The organism is Variovorax sp. PBL-E5, assembly GCF_901827185.1.
Taxonomy (GTDB): Bacteria; Pseudomonadota; Gammaproteobacteria; order Burkholderiales; family Burkholderiaceae_C; genus Variovorax.
The window spans coordinates 160,965-182,860 of the sequence record NZ_LR594671.1 but is presented as its reverse complement, the minus strand read 5'-3'; the positions used below and the strand labels follow the sequence as shown (position 1 = coordinate 182,860).

At 65.6% G+C, this 21,896-nt stretch carries 16 protein-coding genes and 1 pseudogene; 2 read left to right on the top strand and 15 right to left on the bottom strand.

Annotation, left to right across the window (positions count from 1 at the left end):
* Positions 1-150 precede the first annotated feature (150 nt).
* Positions 151-1,845 carry a hypothetical protein gene (locus WDLP6_RS00890; RefSeq protein WP_162590829.1) on the top strand — a complete coding sequence of 565 codons (1,695 nt, stop codon included), beginning with the start codon at positions 151-153 and terminating at the stop codon, positions 1,843-1,845.
* Between the two features lie 75 nt (positions 1,846-1,920).
* On the opposite strand, the gene hutG is transcribed toward WDLP6_RS00890, so the two are convergent.
* From hutG to WDLP6_RS00830, 12 genes are all read right to left on the bottom strand, one after another.
* The gene (hutG, locus tag WDLP6_RS00885) at positions 1,921-2,733 is read right to left on the bottom strand and encodes an N-formylglutamate deformylase (protein ID WP_162590828.1); all 813 of its coding nucleotides are present in this window, start codon (positions 2,731-2,733) and stop codon (positions 1,921-1,923) included.
* Positions 2,730-4,145 (bottom strand): formimidoylglutamate deiminase, encoded by a 1,416-nt coding sequence (locus WDLP6_RS00880; protein ID WP_232076926.1) that lies wholly within the window; start codon positions 4,143-4,145, stop codon positions 2,730-2,732. Before WDLP6_RS00880 ends, hutG begins: the two co-directional genes overlap by 4 nt.
* Complete coding sequence (hutI, locus tag WDLP6_RS00875) at positions 4,138-5,406, bottom strand: imidazolonepropionase (RefSeq protein ID WP_162590827.1); 1,269 nt, start codon at positions 5,404-5,406, stop codon at positions 4,138-4,140. The genes WDLP6_RS00880 and hutI overlap by 8 nt, the downstream gene beginning before the upstream one ends.
* Positions 5,403-6,011, bottom strand: a complete 609-nt coding sequence (locus tag WDLP6_RS00870) for a HutD/Ves family protein (protein ID WP_162590826.1) — start codon at positions 6,009-6,011, stop codon at positions 5,403-5,405. The genes hutI and WDLP6_RS00870 overlap by 4 nt, the downstream gene beginning before the upstream one ends.
* A gap of 14 nt (positions 6,012-6,025) precedes the next feature.
* Positions 6,026-6,985 (bottom strand): Bug family tripartite tricarboxylate transporter substrate binding protein, encoded by a 960-nt coding sequence (locus tag WDLP6_RS00865; RefSeq protein WP_162590825.1) that lies wholly within the window; start codon positions 6,983-6,985, stop codon positions 6,026-6,028.
* On the bottom strand, positions 6,985-7,815 hold the full coding sequence (locus WDLP6_RS00860) for a phosphate/phosphite/phosphonate ABC transporter substrate-binding protein (protein WP_162590824.1): 831 nt from the start codon (positions 7,813-7,815) through the stop codon (positions 6,985-6,987). The genes WDLP6_RS00865 and WDLP6_RS00860 overlap by 1 nt, the downstream gene beginning before the upstream one ends.
* A gap of 20 nt (positions 7,816-7,835) precedes the next feature.
* On the bottom strand, positions 7,836-8,837 hold the full coding sequence (locus WDLP6_RS00855; protein ID WP_162590823.1) for an ornithine cyclodeaminase family protein: 1,002 nt from the start codon (positions 8,835-8,837) through the stop codon (positions 7,836-7,838).
* Between the two features lie 5 nt (positions 8,838-8,842).
* Positions 8,843-10,567 carry a urocanate hydratase gene (hutU, locus tag WDLP6_RS00850; protein WP_162590822.1) on the bottom strand — a complete coding sequence of 575 codons (1,725 nt, stop codon included), beginning with the start codon at positions 10,565-10,567 and terminating at the stop codon, positions 8,843-8,845.
* 88 nt (positions 10,568-10,655) lie between these two features.
* Positions 10,656-11,474 (bottom strand): histidine utilization repressor, encoded by an 819-nt coding sequence (gene hutC, locus WDLP6_RS00845; protein WP_162590821.1) that lies wholly within the window; start codon positions 11,472-11,474, stop codon positions 10,656-10,658.
* A 213-nt stretch (positions 11,475-11,687) separates the two neighbouring features.
* Positions 11,688-15,470: a hypothetical protein gene (locus tag WDLP6_RS00840; protein ID WP_232076925.1), complete on the bottom strand. Its 3,783-nt coding sequence runs from the start codon at positions 15,468-15,470 to the stop codon at positions 11,688-11,690.
* Positions 15,471-15,481: 11 nt separating this feature from the next.
* On the bottom strand, positions 15,482-15,940 hold the full coding sequence (locus WDLP6_RS00835; protein WP_162590819.1) for a CesT family type III secretion system chaperone: 459 nt from the start codon (positions 15,938-15,940) through the stop codon (positions 15,482-15,484).
* Positions 15,941-16,108 (bottom strand): hypothetical protein, encoded by a 168-nt coding sequence (locus WDLP6_RS00830; protein WP_162590818.1) that lies wholly within the window; start codon positions 16,106-16,108, stop codon positions 15,941-15,943.
* A gap of 12 nt (positions 16,109-16,120) precedes the next feature.
* Between WDLP6_RS00830 and recQ the strand changes: the two genes are divergently transcribed.
* Positions 16,121-18,001: a DNA helicase RecQ gene (gene recQ / locus WDLP6_RS00825; RefSeq protein WP_232076924.1), complete on the top strand. Its 1,881-nt coding sequence runs from the start codon at positions 16,121-16,123 to the stop codon at positions 17,999-18,001.
* A 57-nt stretch (positions 18,002-18,058) separates the two neighbouring features.
* On the opposite strand, the pseudogene WDLP6_RS00820 reads toward recQ, so the two are convergent.
* The 3 genes and pseudogenes from WDLP6_RS00820 to WDLP6_RS00810 all read right to left on the bottom strand — a co-directional run bounded on the left by WDLP6_RS00820 (position 18,059) and on the right by WDLP6_RS00810 (position 21,791).
* Positions 18,059-19,230: pseudogene (locus tag WDLP6_RS00820) on the bottom strand (carotenoid oxygenase family protein).
* Positions 19,176-19,310 (bottom strand): hypothetical protein, encoded by a 135-nt coding sequence (locus WDLP6_RS35345; protein WP_269475556.1) that lies wholly within the window; start codon positions 19,308-19,310, stop codon positions 19,176-19,178. Before WDLP6_RS35345 ends, WDLP6_RS00820 begins: the two are co-directional and overlap by 55 nt.
* A gap of 159 nt (positions 19,311-19,469) precedes the next feature.
* Complete coding sequence (locus WDLP6_RS00810) at positions 19,470-21,791, bottom strand: ATP-binding protein (RefSeq protein ID WP_162565291.1); 2,322 nt, start codon at positions 21,789-21,791, stop codon at positions 19,470-19,472.
* Between the last annotated feature and the right edge of the window lie 105 nt (positions 21,792-21,896).

Genomic DNA, 21,896 nt, shown 5'->3' with positions numbered 1-21,896 from the left:
CCGAGCCCACGAGATGTCTCACCCGAGAAGAAGGAATCCAGGGATCTCCATCAGCCAGCGCCAACGGGCACAAACCCGGTTTCGCCGCGACCCAAGCTCGGAGACGTTCTTGGTTCCGCATCGCACCGGGGCGGCGCGCCGGTGCCGGTCATGCCGGGGATCGAATCGGATTTGACGCTCGCCGACCGCGAGCTCTTTGCGAAATGCGTCGGCGCCCCGGGCGAGCCGGAGCTTCCCGGCGAAAGCGCGACGACAACCACGACGATCACGACCACAACGACGACGACAGCGCAGACGGCAGGCACTGGCGCGGCTCTTCCCTCCGCTCCCGCATCTCGTCCGCCCGGATCCACAGGACAGCATCCTGACGGCGACACGGCGTCCACCGAGCGAAAGCCTCTGTTGCGCACGCCGGGACGTTCCGGAGAGGAAAAGCCGCCGGTGCACAGAAATGCCGAATACGACTTGCCCCCTCCGCCGCACCGGACGAAGCTGAAGTCAATGTCGCGTGCTCTTTCGCTCCAGCAGAAGGAGCCGAGGCCCAAACTGGAGCGCGTGCCGCGCCAGAGGGATTTTTCGACGGCGACTCGCAGTCCCCATTCTCCCCGGCTTCAATCGCCCCGCGCTCAAGCGCAGTCGCCGCGCTCCCCCGAGTTGGCAGCCTTGTCGAAATCACGTTGGGATGCGATGACGACGACGAAGAAGCGTTCGGAGCAGCAAACCATTCAGCGCTACAAGAATGCGTTTCCGGACTACTTCACCAACGCCGAAGACACGCAAGCGCTGAGCCTTCGCCTTCAGCTTCTCTCCGCAGGCATGCACGCGGAGATCGGCACAGGCTCCGGGGCTCGAAAGATGGTGTGCCAGCAGTTCTGCATTTTCAAATTGGTGCGCAGCACCGCACACTACCTTCCAACGCCCACTCAGGACCAATTGAACCTGTTGGTGAAGTCGCTGGCTGCACCGCTGGAGCATTGCATGAAGGGCTTGAAGGCAGCGGCGTTTGAATCCGAAAAGACCCAGGCGCGCAACCATCTGAGCCAGGTCGCGACTGTTGTCATCGCACAGCAATTCCAGAGCGAGTTCATCGAGCAACACCGTTTGACGAAGGACGAATGGACGGAAGTGACTGTTCAACTCACCAGCACACTGAAATCCGCAGCCTTCCAAGGACTGGGCATCTTTCGCCATAACAGCCCTGCGCTGAAGCCGCTTGCCGCCCTGCTGGGCCCTTTCGGAGCCGCGTCCGCACAGCCACTGCTGCAGCTGATTGCGCATCGCACGGTGGAGTACTCCCAGATAATCGCCCACGTGCGGACCTCTCATGCCCAGCAAGGGATATCTCCATTGAATCAATCGGGTATGCCCAATGAGATCAACCACAAGTGGAACAACTTCATGGGCTCTCTGTTGTCGCCATTGCTGAACTACTTCAGCACACTCGAGCTTCCGAGACCTTTCGTGTCGATACTCAAAAAACTGTTTCGGGAAGTCGACGCAAGCGAGTTCTCGCCGAACAGCGACAAGCCCATCGAAGTGCTCAAGGAAGAAGCAAAGCTGCTGGTCTTCAAGGCGGTCTATTTGCGGACACTGCCGCAACACGTGTCGCTCCTTTCATTGCATCCGGCGTTGCCGCTCGACGAACGCAAGATCTATTCTCTGACCGCCCAGATCCTCACCACCATGGTCAATGGGCCTTCAGGCATGAAACAGAAATTTGTCGAAGAGGTACAAGCTCGCGTCGAGGAGGCGAGCAAGGAGGTTCAGGTGCGCCTCCTGCAATGGGTGGCCGAGATCGAGACCTTCCAGGACGACGACAGCCTGACGCTGATCTCGGACCCATGAAACCACGGGCCCGCCATTGCACATGGAAGCGAGGCACCGAGCGCGCCTGCCGGTTCGGCGCCGGCGCTCTTGCGCTCAACCGCGCTCGACGAACGCGAGCACCGCCTCCAGCATGCGCCGCACCACCGGCTGCACGCGAGCGGCGGTTGCAGGCAGGTAGTCGAAGGGCAGGCGTTCCTGCATGTAGCTGGCCTGCGTCATCTCCAACTGCACCGCGTGCACGCCGGCGGATGGATCGCCGTATTCGCGCGTGATGTGGCCGCCCTTGAAGCGGCCGTTCAGCACCGACGTGTGGCCCTCGGCCGATGAGGCGATGCCGAGCAGCGCGGCCGCGAGCGCCGGATCGCAGCTGGCGCCATTGGCGGTGCCCAGGTTGAGGTCCGGCAGCCGACCCTCGAAGAAGCGCGGCAGCGCCGAGCGGATCGAATGCGCATCCCATAGCGCAATGGTGCCGTGGACGGCCTTCATGCGATCGAGCTCGGCACGCAGTTGCCGATGGTACGGCCGCCAGATGGCATCGCGGCGCGCCGCGATCTCGGCTTCGTCCGGCACGTCGCCGGCTGCATAGAGCGGCGTCTTGTCGAAGGTGTCGACGGGACACAGCCCGGTCGTGTCCTGCCCCGGATAGAGGTTCTGGTCGTCCGGCGGGCGATTGAGATCGATCACGTAGCGCGAGTGCGTCGCCACCAGCACCGAAGCGCCGAGCGCATCGGCGAAGTCGTAGAGCCGCTCGAGGTGCCAGTCGGTGTCGGGCACCCGGCGCGCTTCGGCCGTGAGGCGCGCGGCCAGCGCGCGCGGCAGGTGCGTGCCGACATGCGGCATCGAGATCAGCAAGGGGCGCGTGCCCTGGCGAAAGCGGAACGCGGGTTCGGTGGTGTCGAAGGTCATGGCGTGTCGAGCAGTTGGGTGCGCGCGGCGACGAAGGCCGCCGTCGCGCTGTCGTGAAGAAGATGGCGGCCCGCGACGACGCGCGGCCGGCCTGCGACCCACACGGCATCGATCGCATTGCTGCGATGGCTCGCAAAGACGTGCGACGAGAGCATGTCGGCCGCCGGCAGTCCGGCGAGTGCGGGATGCGCGGCGTCGAGCACCACGAAGTCGGCCTGCTGCCCGGCCTGGAGGCCGGCGACCGCGCGCCCCGAAGCCTGCGCGCCGCCGCGCACGGCGGCCAGCGTCATCGCTGTCGCGATCTGCGCCTGCGCGCCGTCGGCCGCCACGTTGCGCTGGCGCGTAGCGAGGCGCTGGCTGTATTCGAGCATCAGCAATTCTTCCGCCGCGTTGACGCAGACGTGGCTGTCGGAGCCGATGCCCCAGACGCCCTGCGCTGCGCGCCAGGCCGGCAGATCGAAGATGCCATCGCCGAGGTTGGCCTCGGTGGTCGGGCACAGGCCGGCGACCGCACCGCTCGCCGCGGCGCGCCGGTATTCGTCGGCATCCATGTGTGTGGCATGCACGAGGCACCAGCGCGCATCGACCTCGGCGTGGTCGAGCAGCCATGCGACCGGCCGCTGGCCGCTCCATGCGAGGCAGGCCTCGACCTCCGCGGTCTGCTCCGCGATGTGGATGTGGACCGGCGCCGCGGCATCGATCGCGCGCAGGCCTGCCAACGCCTCGCGCAAGCCGTCGGCCGGCACCGCGCGCAGCGAGTGCGGCGCGAGGCCGAGTCGCGCACCCTGCGCCGCGCACAGCGGCCGCAGGCGTTCGAGCAGGCGCAGCATCGACTCGGTGCTGCGCACGAAGCGGCGCTGACCCTCGTTCGGCGCCAGACCGCCGAAGCCGCTGGCCTGGTAGAGCACAGGCAGCAGCGTGAAGCCGATGCCCGTGCGCCGGGCCGCGCGCAGCAGTGCCAGCGCGAGCTCGGCATCGTCGGCATAGGGCAGGCCGTCGCTGTCGTGATGCAAGTAGTGGAACTCGCACACCGCGGTGTAGCCGGCTTCGAGCATCTCGGCGTAGAGCCCGGTCGCGATCGCCTCGACCTGCGCCGGCGAGACGCGCGCTGCGAAGCGGTACATCAACGTGCGCCAACTCCAGAAGCTGTCCTCGGTCGCGCCGCGGAATTCGGTGAGCCCGGCGAACGCGCGCTGGAAGGCATGCGAATGCAGGTTCGGCATGCCGGGGATCACGGGCCCCGCGGCGCGGGGTGCGCCGTCGGGGCGGCGGCCGGCGGTCACCGCCGACAGTTCACCGCTGGCATTCCACTCGATCAGCACGTCGCGCGCCCAGCCCGCGCGCAACAGCGCATCGGCGGCGAACAGACGACCGGGCGCCGACGCCGCAGAAGAAGAGATTGCTTCAGCCAACGGATTTCTCCAAGGCGTGCGCCATCGATGCGATGCGCCCCTGGCGGACGATGGTGCGCGGTGCCTGCTGGCCGAGCCAGTACGCGAGCTCGGCGCTGTCCGCGAGCTGCCACAGCACGAAGTTGGCCGGCCGGCCCGCGGCCAGCGTGCCGTGCGTGTCCGCGAGCCCCAGCGCGCGCGCCGCGTGGCGCGTCACGCCGGCCAGCGCCTCCGGCACGGTGAGCCGGAACAGCGTGCAGGCCATGTTGACCATCAGCAGCAGACTCAGCGTTGGCGAGGTGCCGGGGTTGTGGTCGGTGGACACGGCCATCGGCACGCCCGCGGTGCGCAATGCTTCGATCGGCGGCAGTTGCGTGTCGCGCAGCGTGTAGTAGGCGCCGGGCAGCAGCACCGCGACCGTGCCGGCCTCGTGCATCGCGGCGATGCCCTCGGCCGACAGATGTTCGAGGTGGTCGCACGAGAGCGCGCCGTAGCGCGCGGCCAGCGCCGCGCCACCCATGTCGGACAGCTGCTCGGCGTGCAGCTTGACCGGCAGGCCGAGCCGCGTCGCAGCCTGGAACACGCGCTCGGTCTCGGCCAGCGAGAAGGCGATGCGTTCGCAGAACGCGTCGACCGCATCGACCAGCCCCTCGTCCGCAAGCGCGGGCAGCATGCGGTCGCAGACCTCGGCGATGTAGTCGCCGCTGCGGCCCGCGTATTCGGGCGGCAGCGCGTGCGCGCCGAGGAAGGTGGTGCGCACGGTGACGCCGTGGTCTTCGCCGAGCCGGCGCGCGACGCGCAACTGCTTGCGCTCGTGTTCGAACGCCAGGCCATAGCCCGACTTGATCTCGATCGCGCACACCCCGTCGGCCAGCAATTGCACGAGCCGCGGCGCGGCCTGCGCGTAGAGCGTGTCTTCATCGGCGGCGCGCGTGGCATTCACCGACGAGACGATGCCGCCGCCCGCCGCGGCCACTTCTTCGTAGCTCGCGCCTGCAAGCCGCATCGCGAACTCGTTGGCGCGCTGGCCGCCGTAGACCAGGTGCGTGTGGCAATCGACCAGGCCGGCCGTGACAAGCGCGCCGCGCCCATCGTGGCTTGGCAATGCGGCGAACGCGGGCGGCAGCGCGGCGCGTGCGCCGATCCATGCGATCGCGCCTTGGTCGACGACGATCGCAGCATCCTCGCCATCGGCTGCCGGCACGTCCGACGCGGCATCGGGCGCAAGCCGCAAGCCGGTCCACAGGCCGTCGGCGGAAGGCAGTTCGTGAAAGCATTTCATGGGCTTCCTTCTTCATTCTCTGCAGACGAGACCGGGACGATGCGCACCACGGCCAGTCGCGCGTGCGCACCGACGGGCACGGCCCGCCATGCCATCGGCGCGCCGCTCCAGCAGAGGCCCTCTCCTTCGCGGCATGCAGGCGCATCCGTGTTCAGCGTCCATCTTCCGCGCAATGCCAGCAACACGCCATGCGGTGCGGCAGCGATCGATGCGGCGCGATCGACGACCTGTACCTCGGCGCGCCATTGGCCGCGCCGCGTCATCACGTTGAAGTCGCTCGATGCGCCACCGAGCAGCGCGCAGTCGATCGCCGTGTCGCCGGGGAAGGCGAAGGGCCGGTGCAGCGCGTCGAGTCGATGGTCGATGCGTCCATCGCTCGAACGCAGCCGCACGCCATCACCCTCGAGCAGCATGATGCTGCGGTCGATGCCGGCAAAGACCGAGAACGGCCCCGCGGCCGCGATGGTCGCGATGCTCACGCGCCAGCCGAAGTCGCCGAGCGTCGCGCCCGGCGGCCCGCATGCGATCTCCTGCGTCGTGCCGCCGCCGTTCTTCCACGGCATCGCCGGCAAGGCATCGCGCGAAAAGTGCCGCAGCGTCTTCATCGCTCTCACTGCTTTCACTCGGGCTGGATGTTCTTCTTCCTGATCACGTCGGACCAGCGCGCGGTCTCCGACCGGATCCGTGCCGCCAGCTGCTCGGGCGTGCCGCCACCGGGCTCCATGCCCAGCCCTGCGAACTTCTCCTTCACGTCCGGCCTGGCGAGCATGCTCGCCGCCTCGGCGTTGAGGCGATCGACGACGGCCTTGGGCGCGCCCGCGGGCGCCATCAGCGCGTACCACGAGACGGCCTCGAAGCCGGGCATGCCCTGCTCGGCGATGGTCGGCACGTCGGGCAGCGCGGCGGAGCGCTGCAGGCTGGCGACGCCGATCGCGCGCAGCTTGCCGGTCTTGAGGTGCGGCAGTGCGACCGAGATCGGCGCGAACATCATCGACACCTGCCCGCCGAGCAAGTCGTTGACTGCCGGACCGATGCCCTTGTAGGGCACATGCAGCATGCGCACGTTGCCGCTCAGGCCCATCAGCTCGCCGGCCAGGTGCGCCTGGCTGCCGGCACCGGGCGATGCGAAGCTCAGCGTGTCCGGCTTCGCCGCCGCCAATGCAAGCAGTTCCTTGAGCGACTTCGCGGGCACCGACGCATTCACCACCAGCACGTTCTCGACGGTACCGAGCATCGCGACCGGCTGCAGATCGGCCGCCTTGTACGGCAGGCTCGGGAACAGCGTCGGATTCACCGCGACGTTGCCGACCGGCACGATGCCCAGCGTGTAGCCATCGGGCACCGCCTTGGCCACCGCATCGACGCCGATGTTGCCGGCCGCGCCGGCCTTGTTGTCGACCACGAAGGATTGGCCCAGTTTGTCGGTGAAGTCCTGGCCGACCAGGCGCCCGAGCACATCCGCCGGACCGCCGGCCGCGAAGGGAACGATCAGGTGGACCGGCTTGCTCGGATAGGTCTGCGCAGCAGCGGCGAAAGGCAGAAGCGACAGGCACAGCAATGCAGAGAGAAAGCGTTTCATCAGAGTTCCTCGAAAGAAGGGAGAGGACGATCGGCGATGCCGGCCAGGACCGCGTAGTCCGCCGCATCGGGCAAGGCAAAGCCTTCGAGCAGCAGGCATCGCCGGGTCGCCTGCAGTTCATCGGCGGTCGCGACGGCGCGCAGCGCATCGCGCAGGCGCTTGAGTTCTTCGGCGCCGAGCGCGGCGGTCGCGACGAAAGGCGGGATCGGCATCGCGCCGGTGCTGGCGACGACACGCACCTGCGCGGCCAGCGCGGGCTCGTTGTGCCGCAGCAGGTCGTGGTAGTAGCTGTCGAGCGGACCGACGTCGATGCGTCCCTCAGCGAGCGCCTCGATCACGCCGCGCGCATTGACGAGGCCGCCGACCGCGGCGCGAAAAAGCCGCGCACCGTGCCGCTGCCGGAAGAGCGCGAGATGCGCCGCCAGCGCGACGCCGCCCGACATCGAATCGGCCAGCGTGTAGCCGACCACGCCACCGAAGCTGTCTTCCAGACGCTGGTGGGGCGACGCGGCACGCACCACGATGTCGGTGAAGTAGATGGGCCGACCACCGTAGCGCGGCGGCGAGGGCACGGGCGCCGCGATCAGCGTCGGCCGCACGGCGCGCTGCGAGAACGGCAGCCCGCACATCGTGGCCAGGCCGAGGTCTTCACGCGCCCACAGCACCGAGAGCGGCGCGGGCGCGTCGTAGTCGACGACCGGCCAGTCGAGCCCGGCGCGCGCGAGCACCCATTGCAACAGCCGACGCCACTCGGCGCGCACCGCCGGCGTGGCCGAGTACATGCGCGCATTCGCGATCGGCGTGATCGATCCGGACGAAGAGAAGGCCATCGATCGACCGCCCGTCGTCATCAGCGAAAGCGCAGCTGCTGACCCAGCCCCATGCCGCGCGCCTTCTGCAGCATCGCGGCGCCGAGCGCGATGTCCGACAGCGACAGGCCGCGGTGCCAGAACAGGTTGGTCTCGTCCTCGCTTTCGCGGCCCGGCTTGAGGCCGGCGACGATCTGGCCGAGCTCGGCATGCAGCGTCTCTTCCGAGAGCCGGCCGCTGTCGACGTGCGCGCGCAGTGCACCCAGCGGACCGGCCTTGGCTTGCCCCCAGTCGTCCATCACCATCTTGTCCACGATGTCGGTCAGCGACAGCTCGACCGCGCTCATGGTGCCGTAGGGAATCACGCAGGCGCCCTTCTTGATCCATTCGGTCTTGAGGATCGGCGTGGGCTTTTCCAGGCGCGAGGCCTCGACCACGATGTCGGCGCCGCGCACGCAGGACTCCCAGTCCTCGGTGACGGTGATCTTCATGCCCAGGTCTTTTTCGAGCCGCGCGGCGAACGCATCGCGGCTTTCCTTGCGACGCGAGTGCACGCGGATCTCGTCGAAGTGGAAGATCGAATGCAGCAGGCGCACGTTCCAGTACGAGGTGCCGCGCGCACCGATGTGGCCCAGCACCTTCGAGCCCTTGCGCGCGAGATGCTTGGCACCGATCGCGGTGATCGCGCCGGTGCGCATGTCGGTGATGTCGGAGGCATCGATGATGGCCACCGGTGCGCCGGTCTTCGGGTCGAACAAATTCAGGATCGCGAGCTCCGAGGGCAGGCCGCGTTCGTAGTTGCGATAGAAGTCGCCCACCACCTTGACGCCGGCGACGCCGAGCGGCCGCACGTAGCCGCGCAGCACGTTGAAGTGGCCGGGATAGTCCTTCTCCGGCACCAGGTGCATGCGGGGCTCGATGGTGGTCTGGCCACGGCCCTGTGCGAGCAGGCCGTCCTCGACGGCGGCGATGATCTCAGCGTCGGTCATGGCGAGCGCCTGGACGTCGAGGTGGTTGAGGTAGTGAAGATGAATTTCGGACATCGTCGTCAGGCCTTGTGGATCATGGGAAGGTGGAGTGCGTGCTGCTTCGCCGCGGCGACGGCGCTGTCGTAGCCCGCATCGGCATGGCGCATCACGCCGCTGGCGGGGTCGTTCCAGAGCACGCGCGCGATGCGCCTGGCGGCGGCGTCGGTGCCGTCGCACACGATCACCACGCCCGCATGCTGCGAGTAGCCCATGCCCACGCCGCCGCCGTGGTGCAGGCTCACCCAGGTGGCGCCGCCGGCGGTGTTGAGCAGCGCGTTGAGCAGCGGCCAGTCGGAGACGGCATCGCTGCCGTCCTTCATCGATTCGGTCTCGCGGTTCGGGCTTGCGACCGAGCCGGTGTCGAGGTGGTCGCGCCCGATCACGATCGGACCCTTGAGCTCGCCCGACTTCACCATCTCGTTGAAGGCCAGGCCCGCCTTGTCGCGCTCGCCGAGGCCGAGCCAGCAGATGCGTGCCGGCAAGCCCTGGAAGGCGATCCGCTCGCGCGCCATGTCGAGCCAGCGGTGGGTGTGCGTGTTGTCGGGGAACAGTTCCTTGATCTTGGCGTCGGTCTTGTAGATGTCCTCGGGATCGCCCGAAAGCGCGACCCAGCGGAACGGACCCTTGCCCTCGCAGAACAGCGGCCGGATGTAGGCCGGCACGAAGCCGGGGAAATCGAACGCGTTCTTCACGCCTTCGTCGAATGCGACCTGGCGGATGTTGTTGCCATAGTCGACCGTCGGAATGCCCATGGCCTGGAAGTCGAGCATGGCCTGCACATGGATCGCGCACGACTTCGCGGCGGCCGTGCGCAGCGTTGGATGCTGCGTCGCGTCGGCCTTCGCGGCTTCCCATTGCGCGAGCGTCCACCCGATCGGCAGGTAGCCGCTGGCGAGGTCGTGGGCCGAGGTCTGGTCGGTCACCAGATCGGGCATGAGGCCGCCGGCCTTCGCGCGCTTGACGAGTTCGGGCAGGATCTCGGCCGCATTGCCGAGCAGGCCGATCGACACCGCTTCCTTGGCCTTCGTGTGCTGCGCGATCAGCGCGATCGCATCGTCGATGTCCCTGGCCTGCTTGTCGAGGTAGCGCGTGCGCAGGCGGAAGTCGATGCTGGCCTGCTGGCATTCGACGGTGAGCGATACCGCGCCCGCGAGCGTGGCGGCCAGCGGCTGCGCGCCGCCCATGCCGCCGAGGCCGGCGGTGAGGATCCACTTGCCCGAGAGGTCGTTGCCGTAGTGCTGGCGACCCGCTTCGACGAAGGTCTCGAAGGTGCCCTGCACGATGCCCTGGCTGCCGATGTAGATCCAGCTGCCGGCGGTCATCTGGCCGTACATCATCAGGCCCTTGCGGTCGAGCTCGCCGAAGTGCTCCCAGGTGGCCCACTTGGGCACGAGATTGGAGTTGGCGATGAGCACGCGCGGCGCGTCCGCATGGGTCTTGAAGACGCCCACGGGCTTGCCCGATTGCACCAGCAGCGTCTCGTCGTCGTTCAGTTCCTTCAGCGTGGCGAGGATCTGGTCGAAGCAGGCCCAGTCGCGCGCGGCACGGCCGATGCCGCCGTAGACCACGAGGTCCTGCGGGCGCTCGGCGACTTCGGGGTCGAGGTTGTTCTGCAGCATGCGGAACGGCGCCTCGGTGAGCCAGCTCTTGCAGCTGAGCGTGCTGCCGCGCGGCGCGCGGATCGTGCGGCTCGCGTCATGGCGCGGGTCGGTCCCGGCGGCGAGAAATTTGTCGGGGGCGTTCATGGCGAGGGTCCTTTCGATGAAGCGTTGTCCATGACAATCCTGTCTATACAAGTAGTGGCGGCGACAAGGCCGGATGTCGATCCGCGCCTCAGCCGAAGGAAGGGTTGCCGTCGGCGCGGAACCGGCTGCCGAGCCGGTAGCGCGACGCGGGATGCAGGCAGCGCACCATCGTCACCGGCACGGTGCGCGTCCAGGTGCGGCGCGTGAGGAGCAGGCACGGGTCGGCCATCGCCATGGCGAGGCGCTCGGCCTGGTCGGCGGTCGGCAGCACGGCATCGACCACATGCTCGATCTGGTCGAAGGGCACGTTGCGCACCAGGTATTCGCTGGGCGAGACGAGCGAGAAGTCCTGGTCGAGAAAGGCCGGCACCACGCGCGGATTGACGTGGCGGTCCTCGAGCTGCATCGGGATCTCATTTTCAAGATGCAGGCACACGGTGTGGAACACCGACTCGCCGGGCCGCAGGTCGAGCCACACCGCCACGTCGGGCGAGGCCGCGATGCGCTCGGCCGCCAGAAACTCGCAGCGGTAGTCGTGGCCGCGGGCGCGGATCTCGCTGGCGATGTTGGCGATCTGCAGCAGCGTCGACTGCGGCTTGTCCTCGGCCACGAAGCTGCCCACGCCGGCGACGCGCACGATGCGGCCCTGCTCCACCAGCTCGCGCAGTGCGCGGTTGACCGTCATGCGCGCGATGCCGAACCTGGCGACCAGCTCACTCTCCGAAGGCAGCCGGTGGCCGGCCGGCCAGGAGCCGTCCTGGATCTTGTGCGTGATGAAGGCCTTGACCTGCTCGTACAGCGCCATCGCGGGCTGGGTGGCACCCGCCGTGCCGTGCGGGACCGCAGCCGCGGGCTTGCGTGCGGGCTTGCGCGCATCGATGGCTTTGCGGTGGCTGGCGGCGGTCATGCGGTGTCTTTGTCTGGCGGTGCGGGCAATGCGTGGCGGTGGTGGACTCCTCGGCCGGTGACATGCGCCACGGCTGCCGAGCGGCGAGTTTCGTTCGCGATGATACACTTGTATATACAGGTTAACCCTCGGCCAGGAATTCGCCGGTTCTGCGCATGAAGGCGACCTCCCGCCATGCCGACGAACCGCCCGGCTCCGAATCCAGCCCCTCGATCATGGCGAATCGAGGGACACGAGTTCCTGCTGGTACATGATGGCACCGCGCAGCAACTCCTCCAGCTGCCCGAGCTGCAGCTTCGAAATTCCCAATGGGGCCAACTCGCGATCGGAAGAATTCTTCAGCCGCGAAACATAGGCTCGGGCAAAACACAGGTACGGCCCGATGTCCGTCGCCGGGTCGGAAGGCAGCCCTTGCGCGTTCATGATTTCATTCGCCTGCTGCTGGATCAGCTTGTACAGCGCGAGTGGAGAACTGTTGGAGGCCGCCAGCGGTTGAAGCAACTTCACCATGCGCGCGCCCGAAATCCCGGAGACCGACGGATGCGGCGGATCCCCGGCCTGAGCGATCAGTTCTTCCGCAGCCACGAACATGCGCACGTTGTCCCACAGCGCGGACGATGGCGCTCCTGCCGTCAGGATCCCCTCGGCGAAGGCCAGGAAGTCCCCCTTGGCCTGCGCCTTGCCGGGAAGGATTTCAGCCATCTGGATGCCCACTTGATGATAGAAGCCCACCGTGTCGGCCTTGTCCTTGTTCGGGCTGTCCTTCTTTCCACTGGGGCCGTAGGTTCGCAGCCAAGCCTCGGAGAACTTGTCGAGATATTGCTGATTGGCCGCGATCGCGCGGTTGCGACGCGGCGACTGCAAGGAGGCGCCGCGCGTGCTGCGGACGGTCCTTTGCAATTCCTTTCTCCGGGTGCTCTCGATGCGTGGCGGCATCAAGGGGCCCTGCGCTGAAGGCAGCCGGGGCGATTCCTGCTCGTCGGAAGAATTTTCCGGACGGATTGAAACCAATCGTCGCGGCGGCGCGCCGTCGTTCGACAGCATCGACGGTCTGTTCAATGGTGCGGTGTCACGCGTGACGCCACGCGGTGGCTGCAATGAAGGACTGCGCGCAGTCCTTGCCAACATCTTTTGCCGAGGACTCCTTGTTTGGGACGGCTTTGTCGGCGCCTCGATGAGGAACGGCGAGGTGCGTCCGCGCGACAGCAGCGGCGGCATTGCATCGGACGAAGAGGTGTCGGAGTCGATTCCGCGCGTTGACGGGGACACCGAGATGTTGCGAGCAACTTTCTGCGCGTTCGAACGAGCACCGGCGTTTTCATCTTCGCCATCGCTCAGTATCAGATGGATACTGAACTCTTGCAGCAAGTTGCAGAAAAGCGCGTGATCGCTCTCAATTCCAATGTGCTCCGCGTCCTCGAGATCGTTCGTCCTGTCCAGGAAATCCCCAATGGATCGACGAAGCTCTTCCTTCCAATTGATCGAGCCTTGAAACGTCAAGGACATGTACTGCTCGATCCTTGCGTACCGGCTCGCCGAACTTCCGGTGATCTGGTCAAGCGCAGCACTGACCTCTTTCCCCATGCCCTTTCGAAGATCTTCCCAGACTGCCTGCTCGGTACCTGATTCCTGCGACGACGATTCAACGCTTGCATTCTCCCCATTCAATTTTTCTACCAGCGCGTCGGCTTCTGCTTTCTCTCTGTGCAGAACGGCAGGAAGGTCGTCCCCCTCTCTCCAGCACAACTTCAGTGCGCTCTTGAAGGCATTCAAGAAAATCGATGGATGTATCACACTGGCGCGGCCTGCAGGCGCAACGAACTTGATGCCAAAGGCCGGGGCAAGGCGTGCTTGAATGAAGTCAATCTGCGCGTCCTTCTTCTTGGTTCGGGCGACGCGGCAGATCGCCTCTTGTTCCAGCTCGCTGATCCCCAAGCAGAGCAACAGGTTGATCAATTCATCCTGAACCGGAGAACGGCCTTGCGGATACACCAGACAGTCGCGCACGCGCGTGGCCATGACATGGAGGCCGATATATTCGTTCTGCTGAACGTCAATCACAGTGGCGTGTTCGCCCTTGAAACGCAACTCGGCTGGAAGGTATTCGCCCTCCTCGAACGACACCTCGAACGGGACTGGATTCTTCATGCCCATCCAGCTCTCGAGGACATGAGGAGGGATTTGGCATATGAACGCCTGCGCTGCGCGCTGACGCCACTTTCGATTGTGTTCAGCCCAGACGCGCTTTTGATTTCGGTACAGGCCGACGCCCATGAATGTCATGCCCAGGAGACCGAGGCCGAAGTAGATGCCACCTACCGTGACGAGACTTCCGCCCGCAAGCAGGGCCAACATCGCCGCTGTGCCGCCGGCCACTGCCAGCGGCGAATGGGCGATCCCTTTCCCGATGCGCGCAATCGCAATTCCGCCTTCTCGCTTGGCTTGCCTGATCAATCTATCCTGGTGTGCGTGCAAGCTCTTGGCAGCGCCGCCCAACATCGAAGACATTCTCATGATGGCGGCCAGGTTGTCTTGGCGCACCCTGGCGACGGCATTCTTGTCGCGTTGCTGAACAAGTTCCTTATGGCCTTGGAAAGCATCGAAGGCCCCGACCGCTACCCCCAGCGGAATCGAGAACACGTCCCCAACGGGCAACGAATTGATCGACGTGGCCAACGTTGCAATCACGGTCGCTGTCGACCCAACGGAAATCGGCGCCCCGGCGTAAGCCTTGACCGCGGTGTATCGAGACACGGCCTCGGCAGTCCAATTTCCGATACGGACAGCTCGCATTCCGAGCCCGTCGAGTTCGAGCGGCACGAGCCTTTGACAGGCGTCAACGAACTTCAGAAAGGATTCGGCTTCCTCGTCCGTCGCCCTGTCCAGATGCCAGTAGAAACGCAGTGCATTCCTGTAGTGACGCAGAAGGTCGTTGATGGCTGCGTCACGCGTGTTCTTGAGCTTGACGAGACCCGAAGATGCGAGGGCACCCTCCATCGGGTTGGTCAAGTTGCCGACAAACTGCATCCCCAAGCCCGCGAGGCTGTCGCCGCCGACGCCGGGCACGGACGGTATCGTTCGCTCCGTCGCCCCCAACTGCCCGCCTGCGTAGTCGTTGGCGACGGTCTTTTCCGGCACCAGCAGATCGTCCACCGGCTCGGCGCGACCATACCTGGCCCCTGCGGTGCGAGGGAAAAACTTGTGCATAGGCGCGGTGACTGCCACCTGTGCCCTCTGGAGACGATGAGCCATCCTGGTCTCGGACTTCGCCAAACTCTGGGAGCGAGTCACCTCGCTTCTGGTCAGATATTTCTCCTGGGACAGTTTGCCGCTTTCGGTGGTGTAGGCTTGGTCCTGTTCCTCGAAGTGCCCGGTTTGTTCCTTGTCTCCCTCTCGGCGAGCCGCATACAGATAGGAGTGGCCGAAAGGTACATAGTGATGTTCCTTGCTGGCCTCCAGTCTCGGCTGCCCAATGCCTGTAGGGCCGTCACTGCCGCTCCTCGCCGGCCTTTGACTCGGTTGCCTGGCCTTCATCAGATCTTGCCTGAGCTGCTGGAACGTCGCCTCGTCGAACAAGGTCTGGGGCCGCGATAACTCGCTTTGTTTCTCGATGAGTTCACGTGCTTTCGACGGAGAAGGCAGGTCTGATGGGCACGGCAGCTCAATGAGATCGGGCAACTCAATGGAATCTTCCGAACGCTGCGTCAACAATGGGTCCCTCGGCGGCTGGGATTCACTGCCATCGACACCCATTCTTGACAGAAGCGGTGAGCGTTCCGTTACCTTGAAAGGATTTTGACCGTCGACCGGACGGCGCACGCTGGATCTGACCAGCCGCGGCCGTGGACTCGATTGCGCGCGGCGTATCGTCGGCGGCTGTCCGGACTTGTTCGTTGACAAGTCCCGCGTGGGCTTCTGATTTGAATCCGTGGAAGGCGAGCCGGCGAGATCAAGAGGCAATTCGGCACGCAAGCCCAGGGAACGAGGACTGTCCATGACGTTTCACCTCAAGCCAGATGATCGAAATGAGGTGAGAGGTCCGCGTCCTGCTCGTGGTTGTGAAGGACCTGGGCAACCATGCTTTTCCATTCCGAATACATCGGAACCATCTGCTCTTCCAGCAAAGAGGCAAGGTCCGCTTCTTCATCGATCAGGGCCTGCAATGGCACATGGCAAGCGATGATGGGGTGGTGGGTCTCGGCATCCATGCTGAAAGTCGGCAGATACAAGCTCGTGTTGCCCAGGTTGGCTTCGAGCAGCACGGTGGTCAGCTGGCTTTGCTCATGCGGTTCGATCTCGCCGAGATCCATCAAGAGTCGGACCTCGTTCCTGCCGTCGAGGTATTCGATGCCGACGACCGTGTCGTCCACCGCAAGGATGCCGCGGTGCAAGACGTCCTCGACGTCATCGAGGCCGAGGTCCTCGCAAAAATCTTCCACGAACGCTCTGTAGTTTTCCCTGCTCATTCATGTCTCCTGGATCGTGCGGTGGCGGACAAGGTCCCATGCTTGGTAACGTCCTTTTTCTTGCTGTTCCATCAAAAATGTGATTTCTGTCGTTTTTTTCCCCTTCTGCTGAGCGGCGACAATCGGGCCGCGCACGCCGGAGGGAGCAACCGGCAGCGCCAGACCCAACCCCTTCGACCTGTGTCCCTCTTGCTGTCACACCCATCCAACCCCGATCCCTCGGCGATCCTTCACGAGGTCTTCGGCTACGCACAGTTCCGCGGGCCGCAGCAGGCCATCGTCGACCACGTGGTGCACGGCGGCGATGCGCTGGTGCTGATGCCCACGGGCGGCGGCAAGTCGCTGTGCTATCAGATCCCGGCGATCGCGCGCCAGCGCGCGGGCCATGGCGTGACGGTGGTCGTGTCGCCGCTGATCGCGCTGATGCACGACCAGGTCGGTGCGCTGCACGAGGCCGGCGTGGATGCAGCCTTTCTCAATTCGACGCTCGACTGGGAAGAGACGCAGGACGTCGAGCGCCGCATGCTGCGCGGCGAGATCACGCTGCTCTACGCAGCGCCGGAGCGGGTCACGACGCCGCGCTTCCTGTCGCAGCTCGATGCGCTGAAGGAACGCGGCAAGCTCTCGCTGTTCGCCATCGACGAAGCGCATTGCGTGAGCCAGTGGGGCCATGACTTCCGGCCCGAATACCGCGCGCTGACGGTGCTGCACGAGCGCTATGCCGGCGTGCCGCGCATCGCGCTCACCGCAACGGCCGATGCGCTGACGCGCGCCGACATCGTCGAACGATTGCAGCTCGAAGAGGCACGCCAGTTCGTCTCGAGCTTCGACCGGCCCAACATCCGCTACACCATCGTCGAGAAGAAGGAGGCCACGACCCAGCTCCTGCGCTTCATCCAGCGCGAGCACGAGGGCGATGCGGGCGTGGTCTATTGCCAGTCGAGAAAGCGCGTCGAAGACGTGGCGCAGACGCTGTGCGACGCGGGCATCAACGCCCTGCCCTACCACGCCGGGCTCGATGCCGCGGTGCGCCAGAAGAATCAGAACCGCTTCCTGCGCGAGGAAGGCATCGTGATGGTCGCGACCATCGCCTTCGGCATGGGCATCGACAAGCCCGACGTGCGCTTCGTCGGCCATCTCGACATGCCGAAGAATATCGAAGGCTACTACCAGGAAACCGGCCGCGCGGGCCGCGACGGTGCGCCCGCCGATGCGTGGATGGCCTACGGTTTGCAGGACGTGGTGAACCAGCGCCGCATGATCGACGAAAGCCCCGCCGGCGAGGAGTTCAAGCAGGCGATGCGCGGCAAGCTCGATGCGCTGTTGTCGCTGGCCGAGGCCAGCGACTGCCGGCGCGTTCGGCTGCTCGGTTACTTCGGCGAGCCGAGTACGCCCTGCGGGAATTGCGACAACTGCCTTACGCCGCCGCAAGTGTGGGATGGCACCGATGCGGCGCGCAAATTGTTGTCCACCATCTACCGCGTGCAGCAGCACAGCGGCATCGGCTTCGGCGCCGGTCACATCATGGACATCCTGCGCGGCAAGGCGACCGAGAAGGTCTCGCAGTTCGGCCATGCCTCGCTCAGTACCTTCGGCATCGGCAGCGAGTTCAGCGAAGCGCAGCTGCGCGGCGTGTTGCGACAACTGATTGCGACCGGCGCCTTGGCGGTCGATGCGCAGGCCTTCAACACGCTGCGTCTGACCGATGGCTCGCGCGCGGTGCTGAAAGGTGAAACGACAGTGATGCTGCGCGAATCGGTGTCGTCACCAGCCGATCGCAAGCCGCGGCGCGAGAAGGCCGCGCGCGGAGCACCTTCGCCGGCCGCCGCAGCGCTCGATGCGACGGGGCAGGCTCGCTTCGCCGCACTCAAGGCCTGGCGTGCGGAGGTCGCGCGCGAGCACAACCTGCCGGCCTACGTGATCTTCCACGACGCCACGCTCGCCGCCATCGCCGAACGCGCGCCGGCCACGCTGGAAGACCTGCAGGGCATCAGCGGGATTGGCAGCAAGAAGCTCGATGCTTATGGGGCCGAAGTCTTGCGGGTCTGCGCGGCATTTTGACGTTCCCAAAGGCGTCGGGACGTGCCGAAATTCGCTCGACAGCCATCGCAGCGCATATCAAGTCGCATGGAAAGTCCCATGGAGCCCCACCGGCAATGCACAGGACAGTTCTGCCTGCGCCACCGGCAGCACGGCGGGCCGCGTCGCGCTGCGACTGATGCACACGATGTCGCGGTATCGCCGGCCGGCCCGAAGCGGATCGACGACCGGAAAATCGCCCTCGACGGACACCACGGTGCTGACGCTGCAGCCACCCCCCGGCTTCAGTGCCACAAGCGTCAGCACGGCCCCCCGCACGTGCTCGTACTCGCCTCCCATCAGCGACCATCCGTTCAACATCCAGCGCGGATCGCTGCCGCACATGCAATCGAGACGGATGACGCCCTCGGCGTCTTCCCAGGCATTTCCAAGGTGGAAAACAATCGCCGGCGGGAACTCGTACCAGCGCGATGTCCATGACCGCTTGTCGATGACCAGCACCCGCGTCGCACGCCCGGGCATCCAGACAACCGATGCGCCGAAGGGACGGCCTGCCGCGAGCCGATCCATCCGCAGCGCCAGCGGAGAGAGGGCGAACACCAGGTGATTCTTCGTGATGGCAAAGTCATGGCCCGGCGAGAGGTCGGCGATCTCGAATTGCCGAAACGAATCAACCACCCCGGCGGCCGTGATGCCGTAGATGCGCAGAACACCGGCGACGGGATCGCATCCGAAGTTCCAGAGCAGTCCGTCCGGCTCCAATTTCGGCTGGGCCGAGAAAGGGCGAATCGGACGCGTCGACCTCCACGGCTTCGCGCCCAGGGTCTGCAGCGAATCCGGTCCAGCAGATAGGCCGAACCCGGCTCCCACAGCGCAAGCAACTCATCGTTGTGAACGCGGGCGTTGATGTTCGCGACGTTCATGCTGTCGATGTCGGTCGTCAGTTCGCTCTGGCCGGCAATGGCCGAGCCGAAGGCCCTGAACTCGAACCGGCCCGATGCGGATTCCTGCACGAACTTCTTCGTGGCGACATACCGGCCTCGATGAGACACCACGCCGTCACGGAAGCAGAAAGCCTGGACCATTCCGTCGCCGTCCCACTTGTGGGCATAGCGACCCGATCCGCGCTCGTGGCGCACAGGACCATTTCGGTACAAGGTTCCTCGAAGATCTCTCGGGATGGACCCGTTCACCTTCAACGTGCCGATTCCAGCGCGTCCTCGTTCATCGACGCGTAGGCCAGCGTCCATGCCTTGCCGCGTGCGGCTTCGAATTTGTTCTTCAACTCGCCGTTGAGCCAATTCACCACGCCAGGCTCCTGGCGATCCATGCGTCGTTCATTCTTCTTCCCTGATGGAGCGCGTATGCGCTTCTCCATATTTCTGCCTTGAAAGCAGAACGCCGGCGCGGAATCTACCAAGCTTCTTCTTGTTCGTCACCTCCGACGCGAAGACCCAGCGCCGCGAAGTGCGCGCTGCCCGGAGAACAACTACATCACGAAGCCCATGCCACGCGACTCGCGCACCTCGGGCTTGATGCGATGTTCGGCATCGAGCTGGTCGAGAAACTCGAGGGCCGAGAATTCTGCAGCCAGGATGTCGGTCTGGCGCTTGACCGCCGCGAAGTCGCCCGGACACAGTTGCGCCAACCTCGCCAGCCGCGTACGAATCTCGCCGGTCATCAGCGCCTCATCACCTGCCAGCGCCTCGGTGACGAACATGCGCTCGCGCTGTACGGGCGTCAGCGGCATGAACTTGATCTTGAAGGTGAAGCGGCGCAGCGCGGCCTGATCGATCCGGTCGAGCAGGTTGGTGGTGCAGACGAAGATGCCGTCGAAGCGCTCCATGCCCTGCAGCATCTCGTTGACCTCGGTCACTTCGTAGGTGCGCTGCGCGCCGCGCCGATCCTGCAGGAAGCTGTCGGCCTCGTCGAGCAGCAGCACGGCCTTTTCGGCCTCGGCCTCCTTGAACATGGCGGCCATGTTCTGCTCGGTCTCGCCGACGTACTTGCTCATCAGGTCGCTCGCCTGCTTGATGATCAGGGGCCGCGCGATGGCCTTGGCGATATGTTCGGCCAACGCCGTCTTGCCGGTACCGGGCGCGCCGTAGAAGCACAGCGTCCCATGGCCGCGCACCTTGAGCGCCTCGACAATGCGCGGGATCTCGAAGCGCGTCTCGACGTTGAGCATGTCGAGGTCGTAGGTGGTCACGCTGCGGCGCGCACCCAGGCCATCGACGGTGCCGAGCGCGAGGTCGGCATTCTTGAGTTGGCGCTCGATCAGGCTTTCGACCGATGCACCCTCGGTCATGGCAAGCTCCGCGAAGCGCACCGCGGTGCGGATCTGCGCCGGCGTGAGGCCCTTGCGTCCGGCCAGCTTGGCAGTGAACGCATCGGACACAGAGACACCTTCGAGCGTCTTGCGAACCAGCTGCTCGCGCGCGCCGGGCGGCGGCGACTTGAGTTCGAGGTGGTAGGCGAAGCGGCGGCGGAAGGCCGGGTCGATCTGCTCGATGCGGTTGGTGACCCAGAGCGTGGGCACGGCATTCGACTCGAGGATCTGGTTGACCCAGGCCTTGCCGCTCACGCTGCCGCTGGCCGGCGAGGGAACCTGTTCGGCGCGCGCCATGAGCTGCGCGGCCTCGGTGCTGATCGGCGGGAACACGTCCTCGACCTCGTCGAACAGCAACGCCGCCTGGGCGCTGCCCTTGAGGAACACCTGTGCGATCTGCAGCGAGCGGTAGCGGTCGCGGCCGGAGAGTGAATTGCCATCCCGGTCGGCGTATTCGACCTCGAAGAGCTCGAGGCCCGCGGCCTGCGCGACGACCTTGGCGAGTTCGGTCTTGCCGGTGCCGGGCGGTCCGTAGAGCAGCACGTTGACGCCGGGCTCCTTGCGCGCGACGGCGGCGCGCAGCAGGGTGACGAGCATCTGCGCGTCGTCCTGCACGAAGGAGAAATCGTGGGTCGTCAGTGCGCTCTTGGCGGAGGGCCGCGTGAAGACAGCCATGAGTTCGTTGTGGTCGCGGTACTCGCGCATCAGCACCGGTGGCAGTTTCTCGCTGACCTTCATCAGGTCGGCAAGGTCGGTGATGTTGTGTTCGGAGATCAGGTTCTCGACCAGGCCGATGCGTTCGAGCCGCGAACCTGCGCGCAATGCCTCGCCCACCTCGGTCGCATTGACGCCAGCGACCTCGGCGATCGCGGCATAGGCCTCGGGCGCATTGTTGACCTTGAATTCGACCAGCAGCGAGCGCAGGTCGCGCTGATAGCGCGCCAGCGTGCCGTAGAGCAGCAGCGCGCGCTCGGCCTTGTTGAGCTGCAGCAGGCCGGCGAGTGCATCGATGTTCTTTTCGACCAGCGTCGATTGCTTGCGCAGCGCATGGGTGAGCCAGTCGCGCGTGACCGAGAGGACGGCGAGCAGATCCTTGGGCTGGTCCTTGGCATATTCGTCGAGATAGAAGAAGAGCGTGCCTTCCTCGTAGGGGCCGCGCCAGACGCCATGGCGGTCGAGCATCGTGCGGCCGTCGAAGTCCTCGATGCCCTTCCAGATCTCGTTGCCAGCGCAGCGGCGGCCGAGAAATTCGCGCAGGCGCTGCAGCACGGGCGCCGGCCAGACCAGATGCCGCCCGGTGAGCGACAACAGGCCGTTGAGGTCGCGCCGCACGTTGAAGCGCGGCCCTTGCTTGGCCGCAAGGGTGAGCACGAAGTGCGAACACATGAGTTCGAGCACCGGCGCTTCCTTGAGTCCGGGCGACGGCAATGCGTGGCCGCGCGAGGCGGCGGCCACCACATCGACACCGGAACGCTTGACCATCGGGCGACCTCCAGCTAGGAGAGTGAAATTCTGAGAGCGACCATAGCGCAGACTTTTGCCTTGGGGAAGTCTTGGGTACGGTAAAAACCCTGATGTTGCGAATCC